This is a genomic window from Dictyobacter kobayashii, from assembly GCF_003967555.1.
GTDB classification, from domain to species: domain Bacteria; phylum Chloroflexota; class Ktedonobacteria; order Ktedonobacterales; family Ktedonobacteraceae; genus Dictyobacter; species Dictyobacter kobayashii.
On the sequence record NZ_BIFS01000001.1, the window covers coordinates 4000458 to 4021921 of the forward strand.

Annotated in this window: 16 protein-coding genes and 2 pseudogenes; 10 read left to right on the forward strand and 8 right to left on the reverse strand. The window is 48.7% G+C overall.

Annotation, left to right across the window (positions count from 1 at the left end; translation table 11 throughout):
• Positions 1-428 precede the first annotated feature (428 nt).
• Together EL645_RS17600 and EL645_RS17605 are read right to left on the reverse strand one after the other, a co-directional pair.
• A complete protein-coding gene (locus tag EL645_RS17600; RefSeq protein WP_161977451.1) occupies positions 429-2210 on the reverse strand; it encodes a substrate-binding and vWA domain-containing protein in 1782 nt (593 codons plus the stop codon).
• Positions 2194-4632, reverse strand: coding sequence for a serine/threonine-protein kinase (locus EL645_RS17605; protein ID WP_126551725.1), 2439 nt, complete (start codon positions 4630-4632; stop codon positions 2194-2196). The genes EL645_RS17600 and EL645_RS17605 overlap by 17 nt, the downstream gene beginning before the upstream one ends.
• A 606-nt stretch (positions 4633-5238) precedes the next feature.
• Between EL645_RS17605 and EL645_RS17610 the strand changes: the two genes are divergently transcribed.
• From EL645_RS17610 to EL645_RS42740, 7 genes and pseudogenes are all read left to right on the forward strand, one after another.
• Positions 5239-6234: a response regulator gene (locus tag EL645_RS17610; RefSeq protein WP_126551726.1), complete on the forward strand. Its 996-nt coding sequence runs from the start codon at positions 5239-5241 to the stop codon at positions 6232-6234.
• A gap of 587 nt (positions 6235-6821) precedes the next feature.
• Positions 6822-9023: a DNA helicase RecQ gene (gene recQ / locus EL645_RS17615; protein ID WP_218031895.1), complete on the forward strand. Its 2202-nt coding sequence runs from the start codon at positions 6822-6824 to the stop codon at positions 9021-9023.
• Positions 9024-9241: 218 nt separating this feature from the next.
• On the forward strand, positions 9242-9532 hold the full coding sequence (locus EL645_RS17620; protein ID WP_126551727.1) for a hypothetical protein: 291 nt from the start codon (positions 9242-9244) through the stop codon (positions 9530-9532).
• A gap of 86 nt (positions 9533-9618) precedes the next feature.
• Positions 9619-10188, forward strand: a complete 570-nt coding sequence (locus tag EL645_RS17625) for a helix-turn-helix domain-containing protein (RefSeq protein ID WP_126551728.1) — start codon at positions 9619-9621, stop codon at positions 10186-10188.
• A 22-nt stretch (positions 10189-10210) separates the two neighbouring features.
• Positions 10211-11026 carry a CPBP family glutamic-type intramembrane protease gene (locus EL645_RS17630; RefSeq protein WP_126551729.1) on the forward strand — a complete coding sequence of 272 codons (816 nt, stop codon included), beginning with the start codon at positions 10211-10213 and terminating at the stop codon, positions 11024-11026.
• A gap of 124 nt (positions 11027-11150) precedes the next feature.
• Entirely contained in the window at positions 11151-11537 is a 387-nt protein-coding gene (locus tag EL645_RS40035) for a DUF5808 domain-containing protein (protein WP_126551730.1), read from the forward strand.
• 556 nt (positions 11538-12093) lie between these two features.
• Positions 12094-12449, forward strand: a pseudogene (locus EL645_RS42740) (ISNCY family transposase); the annotation flags it as partial.
• Between the two features lie 83 nt (positions 12450-12532).
• Here the strand turns inward: EL645_RS42740 and xylA are convergent.
• Together xylA and EL645_RS17650 are read right to left on the reverse strand one after the other, a co-directional pair.
• Positions 12533-13746, reverse strand: a pseudogene (xylA, locus tag EL645_RS45500) (xylose isomerase).
• Positions 13747-14096: 350 nt separating this feature from the next.
• Positions 14097-14297 carry a hypothetical protein gene (locus EL645_RS17650; RefSeq protein ID WP_126551732.1) on the reverse strand — a complete coding sequence of 67 codons (201 nt, stop codon included), beginning with the start codon at positions 14295-14297 and terminating at the stop codon, positions 14097-14099.
• A gap of 303 nt (positions 14298-14600) precedes the next feature.
• Between EL645_RS17650 and EL645_RS41090 the strand changes: the two genes are divergently transcribed.
• Positions 14601-15269 carry a DUF4870 domain-containing protein gene (locus tag EL645_RS41090; RefSeq protein WP_218031896.1) on the forward strand — a complete coding sequence of 223 codons (669 nt, stop codon included), beginning with the start codon at positions 14601-14603 and terminating at the stop codon, positions 15267-15269.
• A gap of 95 nt (positions 15270-15364) precedes the next feature.
• Here EL645_RS41090 and EL645_RS17660 read toward each other — a convergent pair whose 3' ends face one another.
• From EL645_RS17660 to EL645_RS17675, 4 genes are all read right to left on the reverse strand, one after another.
• On the reverse strand, positions 15365-16804 hold the full coding sequence (locus tag EL645_RS17660) for a serine/threonine protein kinase (RefSeq protein ID WP_161977452.1): 1440 nt from the start codon (positions 16802-16804) through the stop codon (positions 15365-15367).
• Between the two features lie 212 nt (positions 16805-17016).
• A complete protein-coding gene (locus EL645_RS17665; protein ID WP_126551734.1) occupies positions 17017-17250 on the reverse strand; it encodes a PLD nuclease N-terminal domain-containing protein in 234 nt (77 codons plus the stop codon).
• Positions 17251-17422: 172 nt separating this feature from the next.
• Positions 17423-18079: a nitroreductase family protein gene (locus EL645_RS17670; protein WP_126551735.1), complete on the reverse strand. Its 657-nt coding sequence runs from the start codon at positions 18077-18079 to the stop codon at positions 17423-17425.
• Positions 18080-18133: 54 nt separating this feature from the next.
• Entirely contained in the window at positions 18134-19321 is a 1188-nt protein-coding gene (locus EL645_RS17675; RefSeq protein WP_126551736.1) for an alpha-hydroxy-acid oxidizing protein, read from the reverse strand.
• 261 nt (positions 19322-19582) lie between these two features.
• Between EL645_RS17675 and EL645_RS17680 the strand changes: the two genes are divergently transcribed.
• Together EL645_RS17680 and EL645_RS17685 are read left to right on the forward strand one after the other, a co-directional pair.
• On the forward strand, positions 19583-20890 hold the full coding sequence (locus tag EL645_RS17680; protein ID WP_126551737.1) for an acyltransferase family protein: 1308 nt from the start codon (positions 19583-19585) through the stop codon (positions 20888-20890).
• A gap of 81 nt (positions 20891-20971) precedes the next feature.
• A complete protein-coding gene (locus EL645_RS17685) occupies positions 20972-21214 on the forward strand; it encodes a DUF6582 domain-containing protein (protein WP_126551738.1) in 243 nt (80 codons plus the stop codon).
• Positions 21215-21464: the final 250 nt, after the last annotated feature.

A 21464-nucleotide genomic window follows, 5' to 3' on the forward strand; every position in this document is an offset into this window, starting at 1 on the left:
GTTAAACATCTGATGTGTATTTAACCTTTTGTATTTTATAGTATCATATGATTTTTTATTATACTATCGCTGTATCAATCCTTTCAAACTGGCCTGTTTAAAGCAGGGCTTTTTCATATTTCTCTTTGGCGCCTGCGGCGCCGGGTTGGGAGTGTGGGTAGTGGGTGGCCGCAGCCGCCCACTACCCACACTCCACGCCTGGAAGAAGGTTCATTGTATAGCTTGCTGGTGATCACTGTGTTTGCAGGAGGGAGGGTCTGTGGCCGCCCGGCACCCACACTCCATACCTGAAAGAAGGTCCATCTTCTTGCTTGCTGGTGATCTCCCTGCGATCTCTGGACGAACATTAGAAAACCCTATGTTTAGTGGTAGGGAAACATACAGCACCCTGGTTAAAAAGGTGCTGTATGTTTGTGTTGGAGGGAAGTTTAGAAGAATTCACTGATCTGATTGTAGACCTCGCGAATGTTTTGTGGGTTGCCCGCGTATTCCTGGCCACCGGTGGCCGTTGCGATGCGAGTCAGGGCTGTTTGGTCCGCATCGCTGCCATAGGCGATGGTGAACACTTTGACGCTATTGCCCGCATTTTCTCCCCGGGCAGTGATCTGCCGCACCAACTGATCTTCATTGAGCTGGCTACTGGTATCCTGTCCATCTGTTAAGACGACCACTGCTTTAATGTGTTTAGATGGCATGGCTTGTAGCTTTTGCACCTGTTCAGAGATGGTGTCATAGAGCCGTGTTGAGCCTATAGCCAGTATACCATTGATTCTCGATAATATATCTTGCCGTTTAGGAGCCAGGATTGAGACAGGTGATAGTATATCGGTCTGGGTGCTGAAAATTGTCAGTCCCAACTGATCCTGATCCCCTACCAGCTTTACAAATTCTGTCAATCCCTGTTTTGCCCCATCGATCTTAGAGGCCCCATTGATCTGATCATTCATACTGCCTGATCTGTCCAGCACCAGCATGACATCCACGAGGCGGCGCTGCTGGTTCCAGTTATCCTGGATAGCGCTTACCAGGTCAGCATTTGGTACCTGGAGCAGCGTTTTGGGTTGACTGGTATCAATGCCGTGGGCGCTGTCCAATGGAGCGGTTAGCTGGACTTGAGGGTTGGCAGGCCTGAAGCCATCTTGCAAGGCTTTTTGTTGTTGTGCCGGAGCCAGTAAAAAGCTGCGAAAGGCCAGGGCCGCGGCTTTCTTGGCGGGAGTCATGCCGCTGTTTTGCAGGATAGTAAATGGATGATCACTATAGAAGGTACCTTCTTTGGGATAGATAGCTACCACCGGATAAGCCAGATTCTTATAGATCTGGCCGCTATTGGCCTCGACGACGAGATTCTCATACATTACGGCCGCGCTCAGATAGCCGGGACCGTTCTTAAACATGTTATCCGCGAAGAAACCAGTGCTATCTCCATAGTGAATAACCGAGCTCTCAACGTTAGTAACAAATGCCCTGGTTTTTGCATTAGCAATATCACCGGCTGTCAGGGCGCGTGTCTTATTGACGGCCGCATAATTCATAGCGATCACCGCATCCAGGCCAGAGTTGGAATAATCGGGATGGGTATGTCCAAACTTGAAGTCGCCAAACTCTGGATGTCCATAGGCGCGCCAACCCTGGGGATCTGTACTCAATCTGGCGATATCAGACCAGCCAATAGCTTTATTTGGCCAGCCGAGTGCCTCTGCCTGCGGCTTCCACATCGCAATAACTACCGGGCTACTGACCAGAGATGGTGTATCGTTGGCACCGGTGGAGATTAAGTCTGTACCATGTTTTTCACGCCACTTAGCATTGATCAACGTGATCCACACATTGCCAGCCGGGCTCCAGATATCCGGCTGGATAGTGCCATCGACGATTTGCTGCATTGATTGTCCCGAGCCCATGGGCGTCGCTTTAACCGTAATTGGTCCATCGCAGGCCGTGATATTCTGCCGATTGAAATCCGCCACCACCGCATCCATCCAGGTCTGTTTCTCGCTGCTATATGCCATGTTGAGTGTCACCGGCGTGCTGGATTTGCTGGTGCACTGGAAAGAGGCTGTGCTGGACGTAGTTTTAGTTGGACTAGCCGGCTTATTGGTTGTATCCTGGCCACTACAGGCTGTCAGCATAAGCAGACAGAGAAGGCTCCAGGTAAACACTGTCAGGCCATATTGCTTGACAGTATGGGCAGATTTAAAGTCTAGTCTCATTAGTGTAAGGTCCTTTGATATCAGAAGGTGTGAGCGAAAGCGCAGATGGGGCACTTCCATATTGTGCCGTCCATTGGTTTAATAATTCGTCAACGACATCGCCATTTGGCGGTTGAGCCTGGTTCTGGATGTTAGTTGGAATATTAAAGTCGGCAGCGTGAGCTTTAAATGGATTATTGGCAATTGAATCCATAATTGAAATTGTGGGCGCTGTTGGCCGAAAACCACTGACCAGCGCATTACGCTGTTGCTGGTCAGAGAGCAGGAAATCTCTGAAAAGCTGAGCTGCTTTTTTCTCTTCTTCCGTCACCCAGCTAGCATTAAAGATGGCGAATGGATTATCGCTCAAAATGTTTAAGTCCGGATAAATGGGTTGTAATACTTGCCAGCGGCTTTTAGCGGTTTGCTCATTTGTCAGGACCAGACTCTCATAAATGGGGATAATATCATAGGCAGCCGGCCCCCTGCTGATCACTTCATTAGTAAGGTATGTTCCGCTACTATGTCCGAATAGTTGGACTGCGCTTTCAAGATCCTGAAAGTATTTTTGGAATTTACTATCTGTAATCTGGGCTTTTGTCAGGCCACGCTGAGTCTGGTAAAAGGAATATGCCATCAAGGTAATACTCAGCAAGCCACTATTTGACTCGGTGGGACGGGTTTGACCCAATTTGACCTGACCCCAAGCGGCCTGACCGCCGATCTCTGACCAGCTGCTTAGGAGCACCGCCTGATGGATGCTTTGCCAATCGATGCGGCTATATTTTTTGCGTAGCAGATCGGCACGCTCTTGCCAGACAGCAAAGACGAGCGGGGTAAAGACCAACGATTTAGCAATGTAATCACCAGAGGTGTATGTCAGAATCTGCCCATGTTGCGTATTCCAGGCGGTATTGAGCTGATTAAGTTCCAGAAAACTGGCCGGGCTCCATGCTACGGGTTTGAGACTGCCTTTGAGAATCTGATCTGTCGCCTCAACCGACCCCTGAGATGTAGCCGCAATTTGAACGCTTTTATTCCCCACCTGCTGATTACTGGCATTGAAATCGTTGATCGCTTTCTGCATCCAGCTCTCTTTTTCAGTGCTATAGACGAAGTTCACTGTCAGTGCATTGCCTGTGGGTCGAGGTGGATTAATAATAGGACGTTGTTGTGAGAAGTAGAGGGCGCCCCCACCAATAACTATGGCACCGGCTGCGACCGCTCCACCAATAAGTAAGCTACGGCGTGAAAGACGAGGTTGAGCGGGTGAAGCTGTCTGTGGAATGGGCGGAGCCATAACCGAGGCCGCGGCCCCACCTGTGGGCGCAGCCAGTGTTTGCGGCGTTACAGGCGCACTAGAAGTTGCTGTGATGCCGGACAATGAATTACTGATAGGTAGCGCTGTCATATCGATCGGAGCCGCACCACTGGCAGCGATAGCCTGGGCCATTTCCCTGGCAGATTGGTAGCGATCTTTGGCATCGCTGGCCATAGCTTTTAATATGATCTCTTCAACGACCGGTGAAAGCGTTGGATTTAACTGGCGGGGTTTGACGAACAGTTGAGGATTGACCATGCGTGTAACAGCATCGGTTGGTAATTCATTGGTTAAAAGATCATAAAGAGTGGCTCCCAGAGCGTAGATATCAGAGCGAGTATCACTCTGTCCGCGCCCATGTTGTTCTATTGGAGCATAGCCCCGTGAACCTAGCAGAGTGGTATCGCGATTAGCCGTCTTTTTAAAGACGCGAGCAATTCCAAAGTCGATCAGCTTGATCTCGCCATCAGCCGTCACCATCACATTGGATGGTTTCATGTCGCGGAAGATAATTGGCTGCGGCCGTGTATGCAGGTAGTGCAGTACTGTACAGAGCTGTAACGCCCAACCCATCACCAGACTCTGATCCAATGGCCCTTTGGCATCACTTTGAATCTCTTCAAGTGTCTTCCCCTCAATGAACTCCATTACCAGGTAGACTTTCCCGGCTTCTTCAAAAAAATCACTGACATTGGGAAGGTTGGGATGTTTTAACTTGATCAGTAGCTCTGCCTCATTGCGAAAATCCTGGATGGCACTGGCCTTTTCCTGCGCGCTTAACTGACCATCGCTCATCTCTTTGATTGCGACACTATATTGTGTTTGAAAGTGTTCATCGGTTGCCTGATATACAGCTCCAAAGCCACCTTTGCCGATGAGTTTGACGATCCGATAACGACCTGCCAGCAGGTTCCCTCCCGTCAGTGCGCCGGTAACTCGGCGATTAGCGAGCATGGTAGGAGGTGATCCCTGGCCTGCAGCGATGGTAGGAGGTGATCCTTGCATGGTTGCTGCATTGCCATTAGCATCTAAAGAATAGCCACAGCGCGAACAGAATTCGTCATTAGATGTATTAACTGTGTCACAGTTACCACAAATGCGTATAGGAGGTGTATTATTCATTTGTTTTTACCGGCTTTTTCACATTATGAGCATATTACTTTATTAGTGTTGACCTTCTACTATCGCAAGTCAGAAATGCTCTATATACATTGTCGCTATGGCACATTATCGAATTATTAAATAAATGTTAAGTGCAGTTTAACATTTTCACGGCTAGAGAAGCGTAAAATTTAGTAGCTGCCCCTTGTTTCATCAAACAGGTATTAAGGAGAAGCGATGGTTCAAGTTTGCCCGGCCAGCGCATAATGAGGTGAAAATCAGGGCTAGTTGTTCGTTATTATATTGAGGATAGAATCATTAAAAGCGGAGGCGACAAAGGGAAAACGGATAGATAGAAGTTGGAAAGGTACATTTTGGTGGAGCGAGCTGTATATATTTGCTTAAATGCTTATCAGGATGGTAATATGGATTTTACTGATCTTGTATAGTTACCGATTGTTCTCACTTGCATTGATGCAGGTATGTTATCGGCCAGGTTCATCTAAGTCATTTATGCAGAGTGCTCTTTTCAGTCTATAAGGGTATCTTATTCTCAAACAGAAGTTGAGAGATCACTGCATGTAGCGATTGTTCCAGGTGAACAATCGGTAAAATAGGGGTGTGCATATGGTAACTACGCCCAAAGTGCTGATAATTGACGATAGTCCTACCCAGTGTTTGTACATGCAACAAGCTTTGCAAGGTGCTGGTTATCAAGTGTTAGTTGCCAATGATGGACCGCAGGGATTGCGTATGATTGCGCAAGACCCTCCCCAATGTTTAGTACTGGATATCATTTTGCCTGGCATGAATGGTTTCGAAGTATGTCGCCATCTACGCTCACAAGAAGCATTGCGCTCTCTCCCCATCATTATAATCAGCTCAAAGAACGCATCTTCTGATCGTTTCTGGGCTATGCGTCAAGGAGCGAATTTCTATCTTGTCAAGCCATTCAAGGGCGAAGAACTGGTACAGGCAGTAATGAATGTCGTGCCAGAGGCTCCTCGCCAACCAAACACATCGATACGGCCAAATACTGGTAGCGTAACGGGTCCGCAGCGGCCTGTAAATCCCAATACGCCATTGCCAGCCTCCGGCTGGGGAGGAAAAGGCTCCCAGCAGCCCCTCAGACCTCAGACGCCGCCACCAATGCAGGTCAATAACGTACAGGATACCGGCAATGTTCAAGAACGAGGTCCCCAAAACCCACAGTTTGCTTCTTTTCGATATAGCACGATGAGAGCAGCTGGTACGCCTAATCCATATCCTCAAGGCAACAATGTTCAAGTTCCAGGCCAGCAGCCACAGAGTCCATTAAGTGAGACAGGTCCTCAGCAGCCCATCAGGATGCATTCTATGCGTGGGTTACCCCTACTGATACCTCGCCGGGTTGAGGGCACTGATGGACCGCAGATTAGTAATCTGGAGCACCAGTCCGTTGCGGATTACCAGTTGCGTCAGCTCTACCAGGCTATTGATGGACAAAAAAATATCGAGGAACTCTCTGTCTCTGTCCAGATGAACAAAGAAGAAATAATCAGTGCTCTACGCATTCTTATTCTTCAACAACGTATTCTCCTTTATGAACCAGGTGGTCGCCTGGTAGATAGCTCCTTTCTATAATCTATACCCTCCTTAAGGATATAACAGAATGTGTTTTACTCCCATCATTATGGGAAGCGTGCGGCTCTTGGGCGTGCGTGCGCTGACGCGCCCGCGCATATTTCCTTAAGTGGTGCAAAAAAGTGCGCCAGCGCACTTTTTTGCACCACTTAAGGAAATATGTTGGACGCCAGCTTTATGATGTGCTGTAGAAAATGTTAGATGCACATTTTCTACAGCACATCATAAAACAAACATGAGTCTCAATGCGCGAAAGCTTATACTTTAATATCTTAAGTGGTACAAAGAGTGCACCCAGCGCACTCTTTGTACCACTTAAGATATTAAAGTACGTGCGCGTCAGCGCACGTACACATAGGAGCAACACGCCTCCGTGCAAACATATTTTTTATTACGTGGTGCAGACTTCTGCACCACGTAATAAAAAATATGTTTGATGAAATTGACTTTTTGACATGATTTGATAAAATATGGCTCAGTGTGCGATACTATGATTTGCGCAGCGGCATGCTAGCGTCTCTAAGACATCAGATAAATATGTGGTTGGGAGTGCGGAGAATTTATAAGTAGCAGGGAGTATATTGAAATTGTTGCATGTTGAACAAGCCCTAAAACAGTATTTTGGATATGACTCATTTCGACCAGGACAAAAAGAGATTGTCGAAGCGGTTTTAGAGCAGCAAGATATGTTAGTGCTAATGCCGACTGGTGGAGGCAAATCTCTAACCTACCAGTTGCCAGCCCTTTTATTACCAGGATTGACCATTGTTGTATCCCCCCTGATTGCTTTAATGCAGGACCAGGTGAGCCGCTTACAGGCTAATGGTATTGAAGCGACATTTGTGAATAGCTCGTTGCCGTATGAAGAATGTGCCCGCCGCGAGCGAGCGGCGATCAATGGCAAGGTCAAATTGTTATATGTGGCTCCTGAACGCTTATTAAAGCCCAGTTTCCTGGCCTTACTTGAACATATCAATAAGACCAATGGTCTGGCCTTACTGGCTGTCGATGAGGCCCATTGTGTCAGTGAGTGGGGTCATGATTTCCGGCCCGAGTATCGTCAAATTGGTACGCTGCGCGATCGTTTTCCGCAATTGCCTATATTGGCTCTTACCGCAACGGCCACTGAACGTGTACGGCAAGATATCCTGGACCAATTAAAGCTACGTCAGCCTACTGTCTATCTTGCCAGTTTTAACCGTCCCAACCTTTCTTACGAAGTACGCAGCAAGCATAAGGGATCATACGCGGAACTGGTACAGATCCTACGCCAGAAACCAGGCGAGTCGATCATCATCTATTGTTTGAGCCGCTCAGGAGTAGAAAAGCTGAGCACTGATTTAAATGACGATGGTATCCCTAATCTACCCTACCATGCTGGCCTATCTGCTAAGGTACGCTCAGAGCATCAAGAGCGCTTTATCCGCGACGATGTACCTGTGCTGGTTGCCACAATTGCCTTTGGTATGGGTATCGCCAAGCCTGACGTACGGGCGGTCATCCACTACGACCTACCTAAAAATCTAGAAGGCTATTATCAGGAGTCGGGTCGTGCTGGTCGTGATGGAGAACCGGCTGAATGTATCCTCTTTTTTAGCTACTCAGATCGCATGCGCACAGAATACTTTATTGCGCAGAAAGAAAATGAACAACAGCAGGCCATCGCACTAAAACAGTTGCAACAGGTAATAAAATACAGTGAGAGCTCCCAGTGCCGCCGCCGTCTCTTACTCGGCTATTTTAGCGAGGATTTTCTTGAAGAGAACTGCGGCAATTGTGATAACTGTGTGCAGCCGCTAGAGACAGAGGACCGGACAGAGGATGCACGGAAATTTTTGACCTGTGTCTATCAGACGCGTGAGCGCTTTGGCTTCACTCATATAATTGATATCTTGCGTGGTGCAAATACCCAGAAAATTCGTGATTATCGCCATAACCAACTTACAACCTACGGGTGTGGTAAACAATATAGCCGTGATGAATGGGGAACAATTGCCCATACACTATTGCAGCAAGGCTTTTTGACCGAACACCATGATGGTTATCCTACCTATCACTTAAATGCCAACGCGGTGAAATTGCTCAAAGGACAGGCCGAGTTCCGCCTCAAGGTAACAACGCGGCCGGCCCATGGCCAGGTCGCCACTGCTGCAGGTTCCACTACTAGCAATCCATTGAATGCTGACCAGATTGCACTGCTACAGAACCTGCGTACCCTGCGTAAACGCCTGGCCGACGAACGGGCTGTGGCGCCTTATGTAGTCTTTACTGATATCGCCCTACACGCAATGGTGCAGAGCCTACCAACCAGCCAGGCTGACTTCTTAAAGATTCCAGGTGTAGGCCAGCAAAAGCTAGCATCTTACTTTACCCCTTTCACTGAAGAGATCAAAGCCTATCTCCAGCAGCATCCTGAAATGGTGCCGGTTCAGAAGCCCCCTGTTCAAAAGTCATCTGAACCAGCCAAATCCACCGCACGCTCGTCTTCAGCTCTACATATGCGTCGTAACGCCGTTGGTTTGGCCCTACAAGGCTTTAACTTACGAGAGATCGCCCAGGCTTGTGACCGCCATCCCTCCACCGTTTTAGAATACCTGAGTGTAGCGCTAGAAGAAGGTGAACAGATCGACCTGACCAACCTGGTTGATGCTGGCCACTATAACGCCATCGTAGAAGCCCTACAAGAGATTGGCGATGACAAACTCAAACCAATCAAAGAGCACCTCGGGACGACTACTCATACGACGAGATCCGCCTCGTCCGCTCACAACTTCGTGGCCATCACATAAAACTACCCATCGATTAACACCCGAGAGCATTCGAAAATCCACGATCATATGGTACAAAAATCGTGCCCGATCTATTATTATATGGTGCACAAAGTGCGCAGCGCGCACTTTGTGCACCATATAATAATAGATCGGGCACGTCAGCGCACGCCCGCAAAAAAACTACGGCGGGAATCTTTCCTTGCTGAGCTTTTCCTCGAGAGGCCAGGGTAGGAAGCATGACGGGTAAACACCAGCGGAACTCTGCTTGGGAAAATGGCTCCCGGCTCTCTATCCGCTTCTTCCATCCCGCGCTTGAAAAGAGGATGTCCCGCTTCTTTCAGAACGATACCTCACTGATGGAGGCAAGACCGGGAGAACAGCCTCATCGCTTCACGCGCTGCTGGCTTCTGCAGGTCTACATGGCCAGCGGAATGGTGGAAACGCGCACCGACACCCTCTCAATATGGGCACGCCTGCCTCTCGCCGGTTTCAGCGCTTCTCCAAACGCTGGTAGGGGAGAGGGCTAAAGGTCTCCTTTTCTTGCATTTTTCAAATTTTTATGGTATCACCATATTCAAGATCGTTCTAAAATTTTGTAGCGAAGGGCGTTTTTATGACGAGAGCTGACTTGATTCTCCATCCGGTCAGGATGCGCGTGATTCTCGCTTTAAACAGCCGAACACTCACACCCAAACAACTTGCTGCTGAGTTGAAAGATGTGGCTCCGGCGACCCTCTATCATCATCTCAACCTGCTCACCGATGCCGGGGTCACACAGGTCGTTGAAGAGCGTCTTGTCCGTGGCACCTTACGAGAAAAGGTCTATACGCTCGCAGAAGCCCCAGATCTCCTGAATCCTGATGAGATCGCTCATGCCTCGAAAGACGAGTTGCAGCAATGCTTTCTCACCTTTGTTTCGAAGATCATCGGTGACCATGCTCGTTACCTCGATCTCAAAGAAGGCAGCTATTATACAGATGCCGGATATCACCAGAACGTTGTCTACTTAAGCGATGAAGAGTTTGTCCAATTTAGTCAGGAGATCAACGCTGCCCTGTTGCCCTGGCTCAAACAAGAGCCTGCTCCTGGTCGCCGCCGACATCTGCTTACCACCATTCTTATTCCCGAACTGGAAAGTGAAAGGCCCGAAAACGATGAGAACCACCCCATCAGCATCTCTTGAAAGACAGAAATGAGGCGACAGGATGTTCAGTTTCTCCTGGTCTGAATATGCTCTTTTGTGCGGCGCAGCGTTGCTGGGCATCGTCTGCGTCACGCCCTACACACTAGAGCTGAGCCGTGATGCGCTCAAAAAGGCGCAAGAGCGGATGCACCGGCCCCTGTGGGTGCTCGCGCTTCTTCAGGGTGCGCAGAGCTTCGTCCTGATGGGAGCCGCGACCGGCCTGGGATTGCTCCTCGCGCATCATATCGGCCTGAGCGTGCCGTTGCTTGAGGGTCTGCTTGCAGGCAAGTCGGTGACGGCTCAGGCACAGGCGATCATCGTGCCAGCACTGATCTTGGGTGTAGCTCCCGCTGCGGTCCTACTGTTGTTGGAGATCACCGTATTCTGGCCACGCCTGCCGCAGGTCATGCGCACCACGTTTCCGATCCCCGCCCTGTGGAAACGCTTCCTGGCGTGCTTCTACGGCGGCATCGCTGAGGAGCTGCTGTGCCGCTTGTTCTTGCTCTCGCTCTTGGCCTGGCTCATCGGCCTGGCCTGGCATATGCCTGACGGCAAACCAGCGCTGGGGGCATTGTGGCTCGCCAACATCCTGGCGGCGGTCATTTTTGGCCTGGGTCACCTGCCGACTACGGCCTCGTTGGTCAAGCTGACGCCCTTGTTGGTCGGGCGTGCCATTCTCCTCAACGGCGTCACTGGAGTCGCCTTCGGCTATCTCTTCTGGCAGTATGGCCTCGAAGCGGCGATGCTGGCCCACTTCACCGCTGATCTCGTGCTGCACATCATTGGAGATTCCATTGCGAAAGCAATACGTGCAGCGGAGGCAAGAGCGCAGGGATGAGTGGGAGTTCCTCCGAAAATGTGTACCCGGCTTCGATATGGCGTAATGGAGGAAATGGTGAGGAGTCTCTGTGTTCAGAGATCCAAATGTTTGGTTTTTACTTGTTCTTGAAAGAGTTGCAGAGATGAATATAGCTTGGCCCCTTTTCTTCCTCATCTGTGGGACGTTGTTTGCCATCATGCTCGTCCTGTTCTGGCATCCGAAGTTGTTGAGGACACCCATGAGGACATCCTCTGATTGGGAACGCACCCATCCCGTTTTCCGCGATGATGATCGATACTGGTATGCAGGCTCCTTTTACAACAATCCCGACGATCCTGCTTTGTTTGTTCCCAAGCGTTTCGGTTTCGGGTGGACCTTGAATTTCGGCCACCCTCAGGCCAAACTGTTCCTGATCACGCTCCTGGGGCTGCTGTTACTGCTGGGGGTGGCGCTGCCTCTGATGGTGGCTCTTTTCGGAGGTGGGAGCATGCACCCATCTGGCTGTCACACTTTTGGATGCCTGCCGTAGCACATCTTCAAGGAAAAAGCGAACACACCAATCGGTACATGATGGATGGAAGCCAGAATGATCTCACATCATTTTGCCTAGGATTTCTCTCGTTGCGCATCCCGTAGAAAGAAGGAAACAAAAGATGCTTGAAATACCTCCAACCACACCAGAACACCTCACAGGGAGACCCAACTGGCGCCATATCGGAGCATTTCTCGGCCTCACCTTCGGTTTCACCTGGCTACTCGATCTGCTCATTTACTGGCACGGCGGTCTGGGCACGCCGGGAAGCCTGAGCGTCGTGCAACTACAAATGCTCTTCCCGGCATTCAGCGCGATCGTGCTGGGAATGTTCTTTTTTCCTGAGAGTCCACTCTACTACAGGCGACCCGCCGGGCGGGGACGTTGGTTCTACTCCTCCTTCCTCCTGCTCACCGTCATCTCTGCACTTGGAATCTTGGGAGCGTATCTGGGTCCGGCACAAGGGACAGTGAGGCTGGTCGCCGCCATCGTCCCTCAAGTGCTCGCTTTTGTGGGCCTGCTCCTGCTCATTGTGCTCCGTCTTGTAGCTGGTTATTGGCCTGGCCTGTTTCACTGCTACGATCATGCTGATCTCCCGCGTACCAACAATGCGTTGGAGCAGTATTTTGGCTTGGCGCGGTATCATGAACGGCGAATCACGGGAAGAAAACAAGCCCCCAGCCTTGTCGTCCGTGGGCCGTTCGGGTGGTTGCCTCCGTTGCCTCCCGCCTGTATCCCTTTTCTGGAACAGAGCTTTGTCCCGCTGATCTCACGCAATGGCGAGCTTTGCGGAGTGAACTGCATCATCGTCACGAGGCACGGCGTCTGCAGCATCGTTTCCGCAAAGCTCCTGAAAGCTACCTCGCAACCCTCGAAGAGAAGCTCAGCAAAGAAAGATTACCGACGTAGAAAAAAACACAAAGAATAAACTAAAAAGAACAGATCAGGCATCCACTATGTCTGATCTGTTCTTTTTAGTCTGATAAAACACTTTAGCGAATACCGAGGATATGTTCAATCGCCATTTGATCCAGTTTCTCATACTGGTAGCCACGCTGGCCCAGAGCAGTCGGATTGAAATCCGCCTCTTTCAACTTATTAGCCAGTTCCTTGCTATAGCCATTGCGCACTTCACCCAGCCAGGAGATATGTTCGCTATTGCCGCCATTGACAGTGGCCAGGAGTTCCTGCACAGCGGGATCAGCATCAAAGCGACGAGCCTTTTCACGCAGAATATTATACGTGCGCATACAGCCGGCAGCAAAATCCCAGACACCTTGCTCATCTTCAGTACGATAGGCATGGGCATCAAAGTGACGAGGACCGCTATAGCCATTGTTCTCTAGCAAGCGCACCAGGAAGAACATACTCTTGATATTCTCACTACCGAAGCGCAGGTCCTGATCATAACGTGGACCCTTCTGATCATTGAGATCAATGTGGAAGAGCTTGCCTGCCTCCAGAGCCTGGGCAACGCCATGCACAAAGTTAAGGCCAGACATATGCTCGTGTGCCACCTCTGGATTTACACCAATCATCTCGGGATGATCCAATGTGTAAATGAAGGCAAGCATATGGCCAATGGTAGCGAAATATGTATCGGAGCGTGGCTCATTCGGTTTTGGTTCAAGGGCGAAGCGTAGATTATAGCCATTATCTATCGCATACTCACACAGGAAATTGATCGCATCGCGCATGCGTTTTAAGGCCTCAACCGGATCCTTACTGGCCTCGCTATCAACACCTTCACGGCCACCCCAGAATACATAAGTTTGAGCCCTAGCTCAACGCCCAGATCGATTGCGCGCATCGTTTTTTGCAGTGCAAATGCACGAACGCTGGGATCAACAGCTGTAAATGCACCGTCTTTGAAGGCCGGATGGAAGAAAAGGTTAGTCGTAGCCATGGGAACAACCATACCGTAGTCATTCAAAGCCTGCTTAAAGTCCCTTACGATCCGATCGCGCTCTGCTGGCGTAGCATCGAAAGGCACCAGGTCATTATCGTGGAAGTTGACGCCCCAGGCACCTAACTCTGAGAGCTTCTGCACACTGCGTACAGGATCTAGAACCGGGCGAACCACATCGCCAAACGGATCGCGACCCTGATTTGCAACAGTCCAGAGTCCAAAAGTGAATTTATCCTCTTTTTTGGGGGTAAATTGGTCACTGGTGCTTTCCTTTGTCAACTGAGGTGGTAGTGTCATTGTTGCCTCCATTTAACTCTGATAATTTGTTGACTTGATACTCATTATAGACTCTTTACTCTTGTGTTGCAAAATTTTTTCTATTTACGCGGAAGAGATCAGGTGAGGGGAATTTAGTTAAAGAAAACCTTATCTTAATTATATACAAATTAAACCTATCAGCGGGGAGCTCCTCGATAGGTTTATCACCGCTGGCCTGCTATAAAAAGCATTTGGAAATGCCGCTTGAACGCGGCTCGCTCCGCTGCCGCTGGCTCAGCCATTCGAAGTGATCAGTATAAGCAAACAGTTTCGCCTGTCAGGCAGCTTTGCTCATCCAGATGAATAGCCTGCTATGAATTAAATACCGATTAGCTGGCAAAATCCGTCAATCTGCCTTTTTGAAAGAGCCAGCGCATAAATTCGAGGCGGCGATGATCATTATGGGATTGATCTAGCTCATTATGTACAAATTGCTTACGAAGTCTGGTGATACGCTCAATCTCTGCATGGTTAAAGCCCGCTTTACGTAATGCTGCAATTGCTTCCTTGTGATCCATATAATGAAACATATGCGTCTCCTTAACCAAAATTTTGTCGTTTTACTGTATGCGGGGTTCCTACTTCGAATACGAAATTTGAGGGCCACTAGATGTATATTTACGCCATCAATTTTGGCAGGATGAGTCAAAATGCACATTTTTAGCATAATCTTTATTAAGAAGCAACGTTGTAATATGGTTTTGACGATTATACAGATCTTGTCCGAATTGTGGAAATATAGTAAACATCTTTTTGCCAGTCTCTAACCTTTCTGGTGCAGTGGCGTAATACATGATAGAAAAGTTTTTCTTTATGGACGGAGGAATGCTCCCATGAGTACAAATCCTAATCAAGGTCAACAACCCGATCCATCCCGGCCATATGGCGGTTATGGTGGGTATAACCCATCCAATCCCGCTGATGATCCCTATGGAGCAAATCAGCCGCAGCCTGGTGCGGGTTTTCAGCAGAGTGATCCGAACTATACTTATGGTCAAGGTGGCCAGCAATATACAGCCGGACAGCAACAGCAGCAATATCAACAGCAGCAATATCAACAGCAACAACAATCGAACGCCTATATACCTCCAAGTAGCGTGAGACAGGGACGTGGAGACCAGGGCCAGAGCACGACCGGTCCGAGTTCAAAGCGAGCGGCACTGTTGAGTTATCTGGGACTCTGTTTTACAGGTATTGTATTCTTTTTTATCGAGCGAAAAAATAGTTTTGTACGCTTCCATGCTGCACAATCTATCGTTGTGTTTACTCCACTTGTCATCGTCTATGTGGCGTTACGCTTAATCTCAGGTATCTGGATAATCGGCTCGCTGCTCGCACCCATTATTGGTTGTATTACCTTTCTGGTGCTGGCGGTAGGCTTTGTACTCTGGATTTTCTTGATGTTGCAAGCTTACCGAGGCGTCAGATTTAAGTTACCGATTGTAGGTGATTACGCGGAAGCATTGATCGCACGCTTCTCCAAAAGGAGCGGAACCATATAGCCTCCTACTGCTGTAATTTTGCTGAGATGCCACATTTCAAATTTAAGATTGCGATGTGGCATTTTTGCTTGCTTAACAGGATTACGCCGGTGGGATTAGCCAAAAAAGAAAGGGTTGAATGACGCTGCTGAAAAAATGCAGAGTCCCAAAATGAGATAGATGGATATGAATATGTAGCCAAGTGTCAGCCCAATGGTCGCAGTGCCTGCACTGGTATGTGTACGCCGGGCGAAGGCTCGACCTTTATGCCCGAAAATAATGCTCAGGATCGATGGCAATAAAATAAGACTATAGAAAAATAGAATGACGACAATATTACTCTGGAATAAATGAAAAAATTGAACTGAAAATAGACATAAGAATGGTGGTATACATATGCCAAGCAAGCTGGAGAGAATGCTATATAACTGATAAGTATTGCGCGGTGGCGGACTCTGCGTGGGCTGTGGAATGGCCTGAAAAATCTGCTGTTGCTGTTGAGAGGAAGAGCTAAAAAAACCTCCACTGGCCTGCGCATAGCCTGGTAGAGCGGGTTGGGCAGAAGTCGTCGCGCGAAACGACCTGCCGGCTGCCGGCTGATAATATTGACTATAGATACCTTGCTGATGATAGTGAAGGTCAGAAATTTCTTGTAGGGCTTGCCGCACCTCTGCCAGAGAGGCCGGGCGCAGCTGACTGTCCAGCGCGACCATCCGTTGCAAGAGTGCATCTAATTTATCGATGGCGCGTTGATGGCGATTAGGGAGAGAGGCAAAAGCAAACGGGGATTGGCTGGGATCTGTTCCTGTTATCAATTGATGCAGAATAGCTCCCAGGCTATAAATATCTGAGCGTGGCGTTGTCTGGGCCTTGCCATATTGTTCTGGTGCGGCATAGCCGGGTGAGCCAAAGGGAATAGTATCCTTGATCTGGCCTGGTTTAAATTGTCGTGCGATTCCAAAATCAATCACATAGATATACCCACTTGAGGTAAGCATAATATTAGCAGGTTTAAGATCGCGAAAAATAATAGCTGGCTGACTGGAATGTAAATAGTTGAGAACGTTGCACAAAATAAAACCTATATCCAGCACTTCTTCCAGCCTGAAAGGTGTTTGTTGCTGACGTTCCAGATATTTTTCCAGTGTCTCGCCTTCTATATAATCCATGACCATATACCAGCATTCGGCATCAGAAAAATGCTGGTAGAGGCGCGGCAGATGGGGATGAGCCAATTTTGTTAAGATCTTAACTTCACGATTAAAGGCATCTGTTGCCTCGATCTTCTCCTGGGTCGAAAGTCCGCGCAGGCTCACAGCCTTTACCGCAACAATTTGCTGAGTATGGCAATCCTCTGCCCGATAGACAATGCTAAACCCTCCCTCACCTACTTTATTTAAAAGGCGGTAACGCTCCTGTAACAGCGTCACCGATGAGGAGGTATCGATGATTGGCTCTTCATTAATGGAAAGCTTATGGCCACAGGCAAAACATTGTAGCTCCTCTTTAGGATTGCTAGCCCCGCAATGGGAACAATACATCTCTAACTGCTCCATGTGTCCTCTATCTATTCCAAAATAGCGCGCTATGTAATATTTCACCCTCACATTATAGTAAAATGTGTGCCAGGAGGTCCATGTCAAATGACTCATTCTGTATGAGTATTTAAGCGACGGGAAGGTGGATAAAAGATAGTATGAGAAGTATTACAGGTTGAGCGAGGGCACAACGCTTACCCGGCCCTCGCTCTTCACTATTTAACGTCCAATTAACGTCCGACAGCTTTGATGCGCTCCGGGCGACGAATGAAATAGTAGAGCAGGGCCCCAAAGAAGGGGACGCACAGAATAAAGCTCAGCCAGGCAACCTTGTCGTTCGTGTTGGAAGGCTCTTTAGTAATACAGTCCACGATGACCCAGATCCAAAAGATCGCAGCCAGTGTAATCAAGCCAGGGGAGCCGATACCGATGAGATACATTAAGCCACTGAAAGGGTAAAACATGCAAATCTCCTCTTTTAGTAGGGTGGATAGTTTCTAGAAAGGCATAAAAAGATATAAAAAGGTATACATCTATAGGAATACGCTGGAGATGATTATTTGTTGCATGAGGGGATAAAATAGCTACTGTAGTACTAGTAGTAAGGAGCGAGTACCACAGTAGCTATCCTGATTCTTACCAGTTATTCCAGTGAATAACTTTCTCTAATGATTTGCGAGGACCGGGCTTAAAATCGGTACCAAGTGTATAGGCGACAGGAATCAACGAGGTCTGGGTAATCTTCTCAAAAGGAATGCCGAGCAATTCAGCGGCCTCTTTTTCATAAGCCAGGTGCAGAGTGGTCCAGGCGGTTCCCAGCCCGCGCGCCCTGGCGGCTAGCATAAAGCTCCAGACGGCAGGCAAGATTGAGCCCCATGCACCTGCTTGTTGCTGGTTAGAAGCCCCCTCTAAGCGACCTTGTATGCAAGGAACAACGTGAACGGGCACTTCTTGCATATGTTCAGATAAGTAGTCGGCGGAAGTGGCAACCCGCTGTTGGATCAAGGCGGCCTCAGGATTGAAAGTTTTGAGCTTTTCAATACCCTCGTTAGAGCCAACGCGATACTGATTAAAGCTCTTACGATATAGGTCAGCCAGTCCCTGGCGCTTCTCGGCGTCTGTTACCACCACGAAATGCCACTGCTGACTATTGCTGCCACTGGGTGCCTGAACAGCAATCTCGATGCACTCTTTCACGATATCGGGTTCAACCGGACGTGAGAGATCCAAACGTTTACGCACAGTGCGTGTCGTTGTCAATAGTTGATCAGGTGTCAACTCAAGCTGAGACATACAGTGTTTTCTCCCTGGGTTACACAACAATGATAGGCTTTAATCTTATAACATTTATCTGCCTGTCTGTTCATTGACCAGGCTTGAAGTATCCAGTTCGCTCAGCGAGGAATAGCCACTCACTGCCAGCGTCAGATCCAGATCGGCGAGCAGATTCTGCAATACCTGCTGGACGCCCGCTTCTCCGTCCAGGGCCAATCCCCAGATATATGGTCGACCGAGGAGTACCGCCTGTGCTCCCAATGCTAGCGCCTTCAGGATATCTGATCCCCGGCGTATGCCACTATCAAAGAGGATTGGTAGCTGTGCATTGACCGCGCTGACCACAGCTGGCAAGGCATCTAATGCGGCTCGCGACCCTCCCACCTGGCGTCCCCCATGGTTGGAAACGATAATGCCATCCATACCGGCATCGATAGTCTGGCGTGCATCATCTGGATGTAGAATGCCCTTGAGGAAGATAGGGAGGCTGGTGTGTTGCCTTAAGAAGCTGAGCTGATCCCAGGTCAAGGAGGGATTCAGGAAGATATCGATAAAATAGCGAATAGCGGCCGCTGGATTTTCCTCGGGTGGTTGGGCCAGGGCCTGGCGAAAGACCGGATCGCTAAAGTAATTAGCCAATCCTTCACCTAATAAAAAGGGCAGGTAGGCATTTTGGATATCTTGTTCACGCCAGCTGAGGAGCCGCGTATCCAGAGTCACCACAATAGCACTATAGCCCGCCTGTTCAGCCCGGCGTACAAAGCTGGCATTGAGCTCTGGGTTCTTACTCCAATACAGCTGAAACCAGCGTGGAGTCTCTCCAAGCGCTTGTGCCACAACCTCGATACTACGCGATGAAGCGGTACTGAGAATCATTGGTACGCCCATTGCATGGGCCGCCCTGGCAACCGCAACCTCGGCTTCCGGATGGATAATGGACTGTACGCCGATGGGGGCCAGCAAGAGTGGTACAGGGAGCTTCATGCCCAGAATAGAGGTGCTTAATTGGCGCTGTGAGACATCGCGCAGCATGCGTGGAAGAATGCTCCAATGCTGAAATGCTCTCAGATTGGCTTGCATCGTATCATCCATGCCCGCCAGATATCCACTGGCTTGCTGGCTCAGATGCGCGATCGCCTGTTGCTCCAACGCCTCTGGAGAGACGGGAAGCGAGGGAAGTTGTCCCTGCAGCCCTTGCGTATAGACCTGCATCTGCCGCCCGAGGCCATAGGATGGAATACTTTTCTGATCATCTTTCATGCGTCAACCCCTTTGTGCCGCCTGGCAAGATAGAAAAATACATTGATTGTAAACATTTATATTGTACCACCCTTGCTTGCTGCTGGAATGGCTCATGCGCAGCTATAGGGTATCCGGGATGCGAAATTTGTCTGTGAAATTTGACGAGTGCCGTAAAAGTATGCTAGGGTTGCTTAAATGCCTCCAACAAAGATTGTGACGAGCCAATAAATGGAGGTGAATGAATGATCGTTCTATCAGATAATAATATGGATTGAATATATGGCCTTGATCGCTTCGTCAAAAGTTATCCCGAAAAAAAACACGATTACTGTGTTAGATGGTGTGCGTGGTTTTGCCTGTTTACTGGTGATTTTCTATCATGTTAATACCTTTACTCGTGTGAAACACATCTGGAGCTTTAATGATGTCGGGAATATTGTTAGCGCCATAACCCTGGTTGGTAGTTATGGTGTAACACTCTTTTTTGTGTTGTCCGGTTTCCTGCTCTTTTTGCCCTATGCCAAAGCAATGATTTTTCAAGAGCCCTGGCCCTCAATGCGTACTTTTTACATACGGCGTATCTGCCGCATCTGGCCGGGTTATTATTTCGCGCTCTTTTTCCTGATCATATTTGCTGCGCCAATCTATTTACATATCGATCATTGGCCACAGCTTGCTTTCTTCCTTACCTTTTTAATGGATTCCTCTAGCCATACATATCAAGCTATCAACGGTCCTTTCTGGACCCTGGCGGTCGAGTGGCAATATTATATGCTCTTACCATTTATTGCTCTGGGTATGCGCTGGTTTGTATCGAGAAGTGATGATAAGTGGAGGGTGCCCACGCTATTTACCTGCTTGCTGGCAATGATACTATGGGGTCTCACAACGCGAGCCTGGGGACATTCCTGGGACATAAATCCTCAGCAGCAGTTATGGGTACCATCTTATGTGCATTCTGCCATCAGATTTGTGATTTATGGACAGAGTGGAAAGTATCTCGAGGACTTTGCCATCGGAATGATCATCTGCTCCTGCTACCTGCTGACCCAGAGGCGGCCAGAGTTAACGATGAGTCTGCTCATCAAGCGCTATAGCTGGTGTATCTGGTTAAGCGGTGTAATCTGTTTCTGTTTCATGACATTCTGGTATATTACTCCTTTGTATTCAGCTTTGGTGCCCTATATTGGAGCGCATAACTGGCTCTGTGAGCTTGGCTTCTCCATCAGTTTTGGCCTATGTATCCTTGGTGTGCTCTTTGGACCTCCTGTGATTACCTGGTTATGGGAAAGCGCTCCACTGTGTAAGATGGGCATGTTATCCTATGGGCTTTATATCTGGCATGAGCCAGCGTTGTTCTGGTTGATGGATAATGTCTTTCAACATTTCGTCTCCTGGTCGGCTGGCGCGCGCTATGGACTATACTGGCTCTGCGTATTTGGTCTGCTGGTACCCTTGTGTTATCTCTTCTATCGCTGTATCGAATTGCCTGGTGTAAAGCTGGGGGCGTACTATACCAGATCCAAGAAAGCTATGCAGCCAGTGAAGGATACGGCGACCAGAGAAGCGGTCACCATGCAGCCATAAGGTGGTTCATCTCGTCTCAACGCTCATTCGTGTAACATAAAAGCGAGATTACTTTCTCTTCTACACGAAAGGAAAGACACTATGGCAGACTTAAATACACATAAACGAGATACGCTCTCTGATAGCGATTTTGCCTTCCCTAAGGAGCGCAAAGAGCCATTAAATGATGCCTCGCATGTGCGCAACGCAGTGGCTCGCTTCGACCAGGTGGAAGGGGTCAGCGATGCAGAGAAGGACGAAGCCTGGAAACGTATCAAGCGTGCGGCCAAAAAGTTTGATGTAGATGTACAAGAGAACGATTGGCGTGAACTGAAGAAGCGATAAAAAAACAGCAGCACCGGGATATCCGGTGCTGCTGTTTTTTTATCGCTTCCTGCTATATTGTAGTGTCTACCTTAAAACTAAGAACACAGACAAAAGACATATAGGCAGAGAAATTGGCCTTGTGATATGATAACGAATGGTTTGTCCTGTTAGTGAAAGCCAACATGTGTAAGATTTGATAGCTAGCTAACAGTATCTTCTACCTATTGGAAGGTCACTTACCCACAAACAGCATGGTAAACTTTTCAAT

Bases quoted from the DNA above. Each gene is read 5' to 3' on its own strand.
- EL645_RS17600 (WP_161977451.1), bottom strand. From the start codon at position 2,210: ATGAGACTAGACTTTAAATCTGCCCATACTGTCAAGCAATATGGCCTG.
- EL645_RS17605 (WP_126551725.1), bottom strand. From the start codon at position 4,632: ATGAATAATACACCTCCTATACGCATTTGTGGTAACTGTGACACAGTT.
- EL645_RS17610 (WP_126551726.1), top strand. From the start codon at position 5,239: ATGGTAACTACGCCCAAAGTGCTGATAATTGACGATAGTCCTACCCAG.
- EL645_RS17620 (WP_126551727.1), top strand. From the start codon at position 9,242: ATGACGGGTAAACACCAGCGGAACTCTGCTTGGGAAAATGGCTCCCGG.
- EL645_RS17625 (WP_126551728.1), top strand. From the start codon at position 9,619: ATGACGAGAGCTGACTTGATTCTCCATCCGGTCAGGATGCGCGTGATT.
- EL645_RS17630 (WP_126551729.1), top strand. From the start codon at position 10,211: ATGTTCAGTTTCTCCTGGTCTGAATATGCTCTTTTGTGCGGCGCAGCG.
- EL645_RS40035 (WP_126551730.1), top strand. From the start codon at position 11,151: ATGAATATAGCTTGGCCCCTTTTCTTCCTCATCTGTGGGACGTTGTTT.
- EL645_RS17650 (WP_126551732.1), bottom strand. From the start codon at position 14,297: ATGTTTCATTATATGGATCACAAGGAAGCAATTGCAGCATTACGTAAA.
- EL645_RS41090 (WP_218031896.1), top strand. From the start codon at position 14,601: ATGAGTACAAATCCTAATCAAGGTCAACAACCCGATCCATCCCGGCCA.
- EL645_RS17660 (WP_161977452.1), bottom strand. From the start codon at position 16,804: ATGGAGCAGTTAGAGATGTATTGTTCCCATTGCGGGGCTAGCAATCCT.
- EL645_RS17665 (WP_126551734.1), bottom strand. From the start codon at position 17,250: ATGTTTTACCCTTTCAGTGGCTTAATGTATCTCATCGGTATCGGCTCC.
- EL645_RS17670 (WP_126551735.1), bottom strand. From the start codon at position 18,079: ATGTCTCAGCTTGAGTTGACACCTGATCAACTATTGACAACGACACGC.
- EL645_RS17675 (WP_126551736.1), bottom strand. From the start codon at position 19,321: ATGAAAGATGATCAGAAAAGTATTCCATCCTATGGCCTCGGGCGGCAG.
- EL645_RS17680 (WP_126551737.1), top strand. From the start codon at position 19,583: ATGGCCTTGATCGCTTCGTCAAAAGTTATCCCGAAAAAAAACACGATT.
- EL645_RS17685 (WP_126551738.1), top strand. From the start codon at position 20,972: ATGGCAGACTTAAATACACATAAACGAGATACGCTCTCTGATAGCGAT.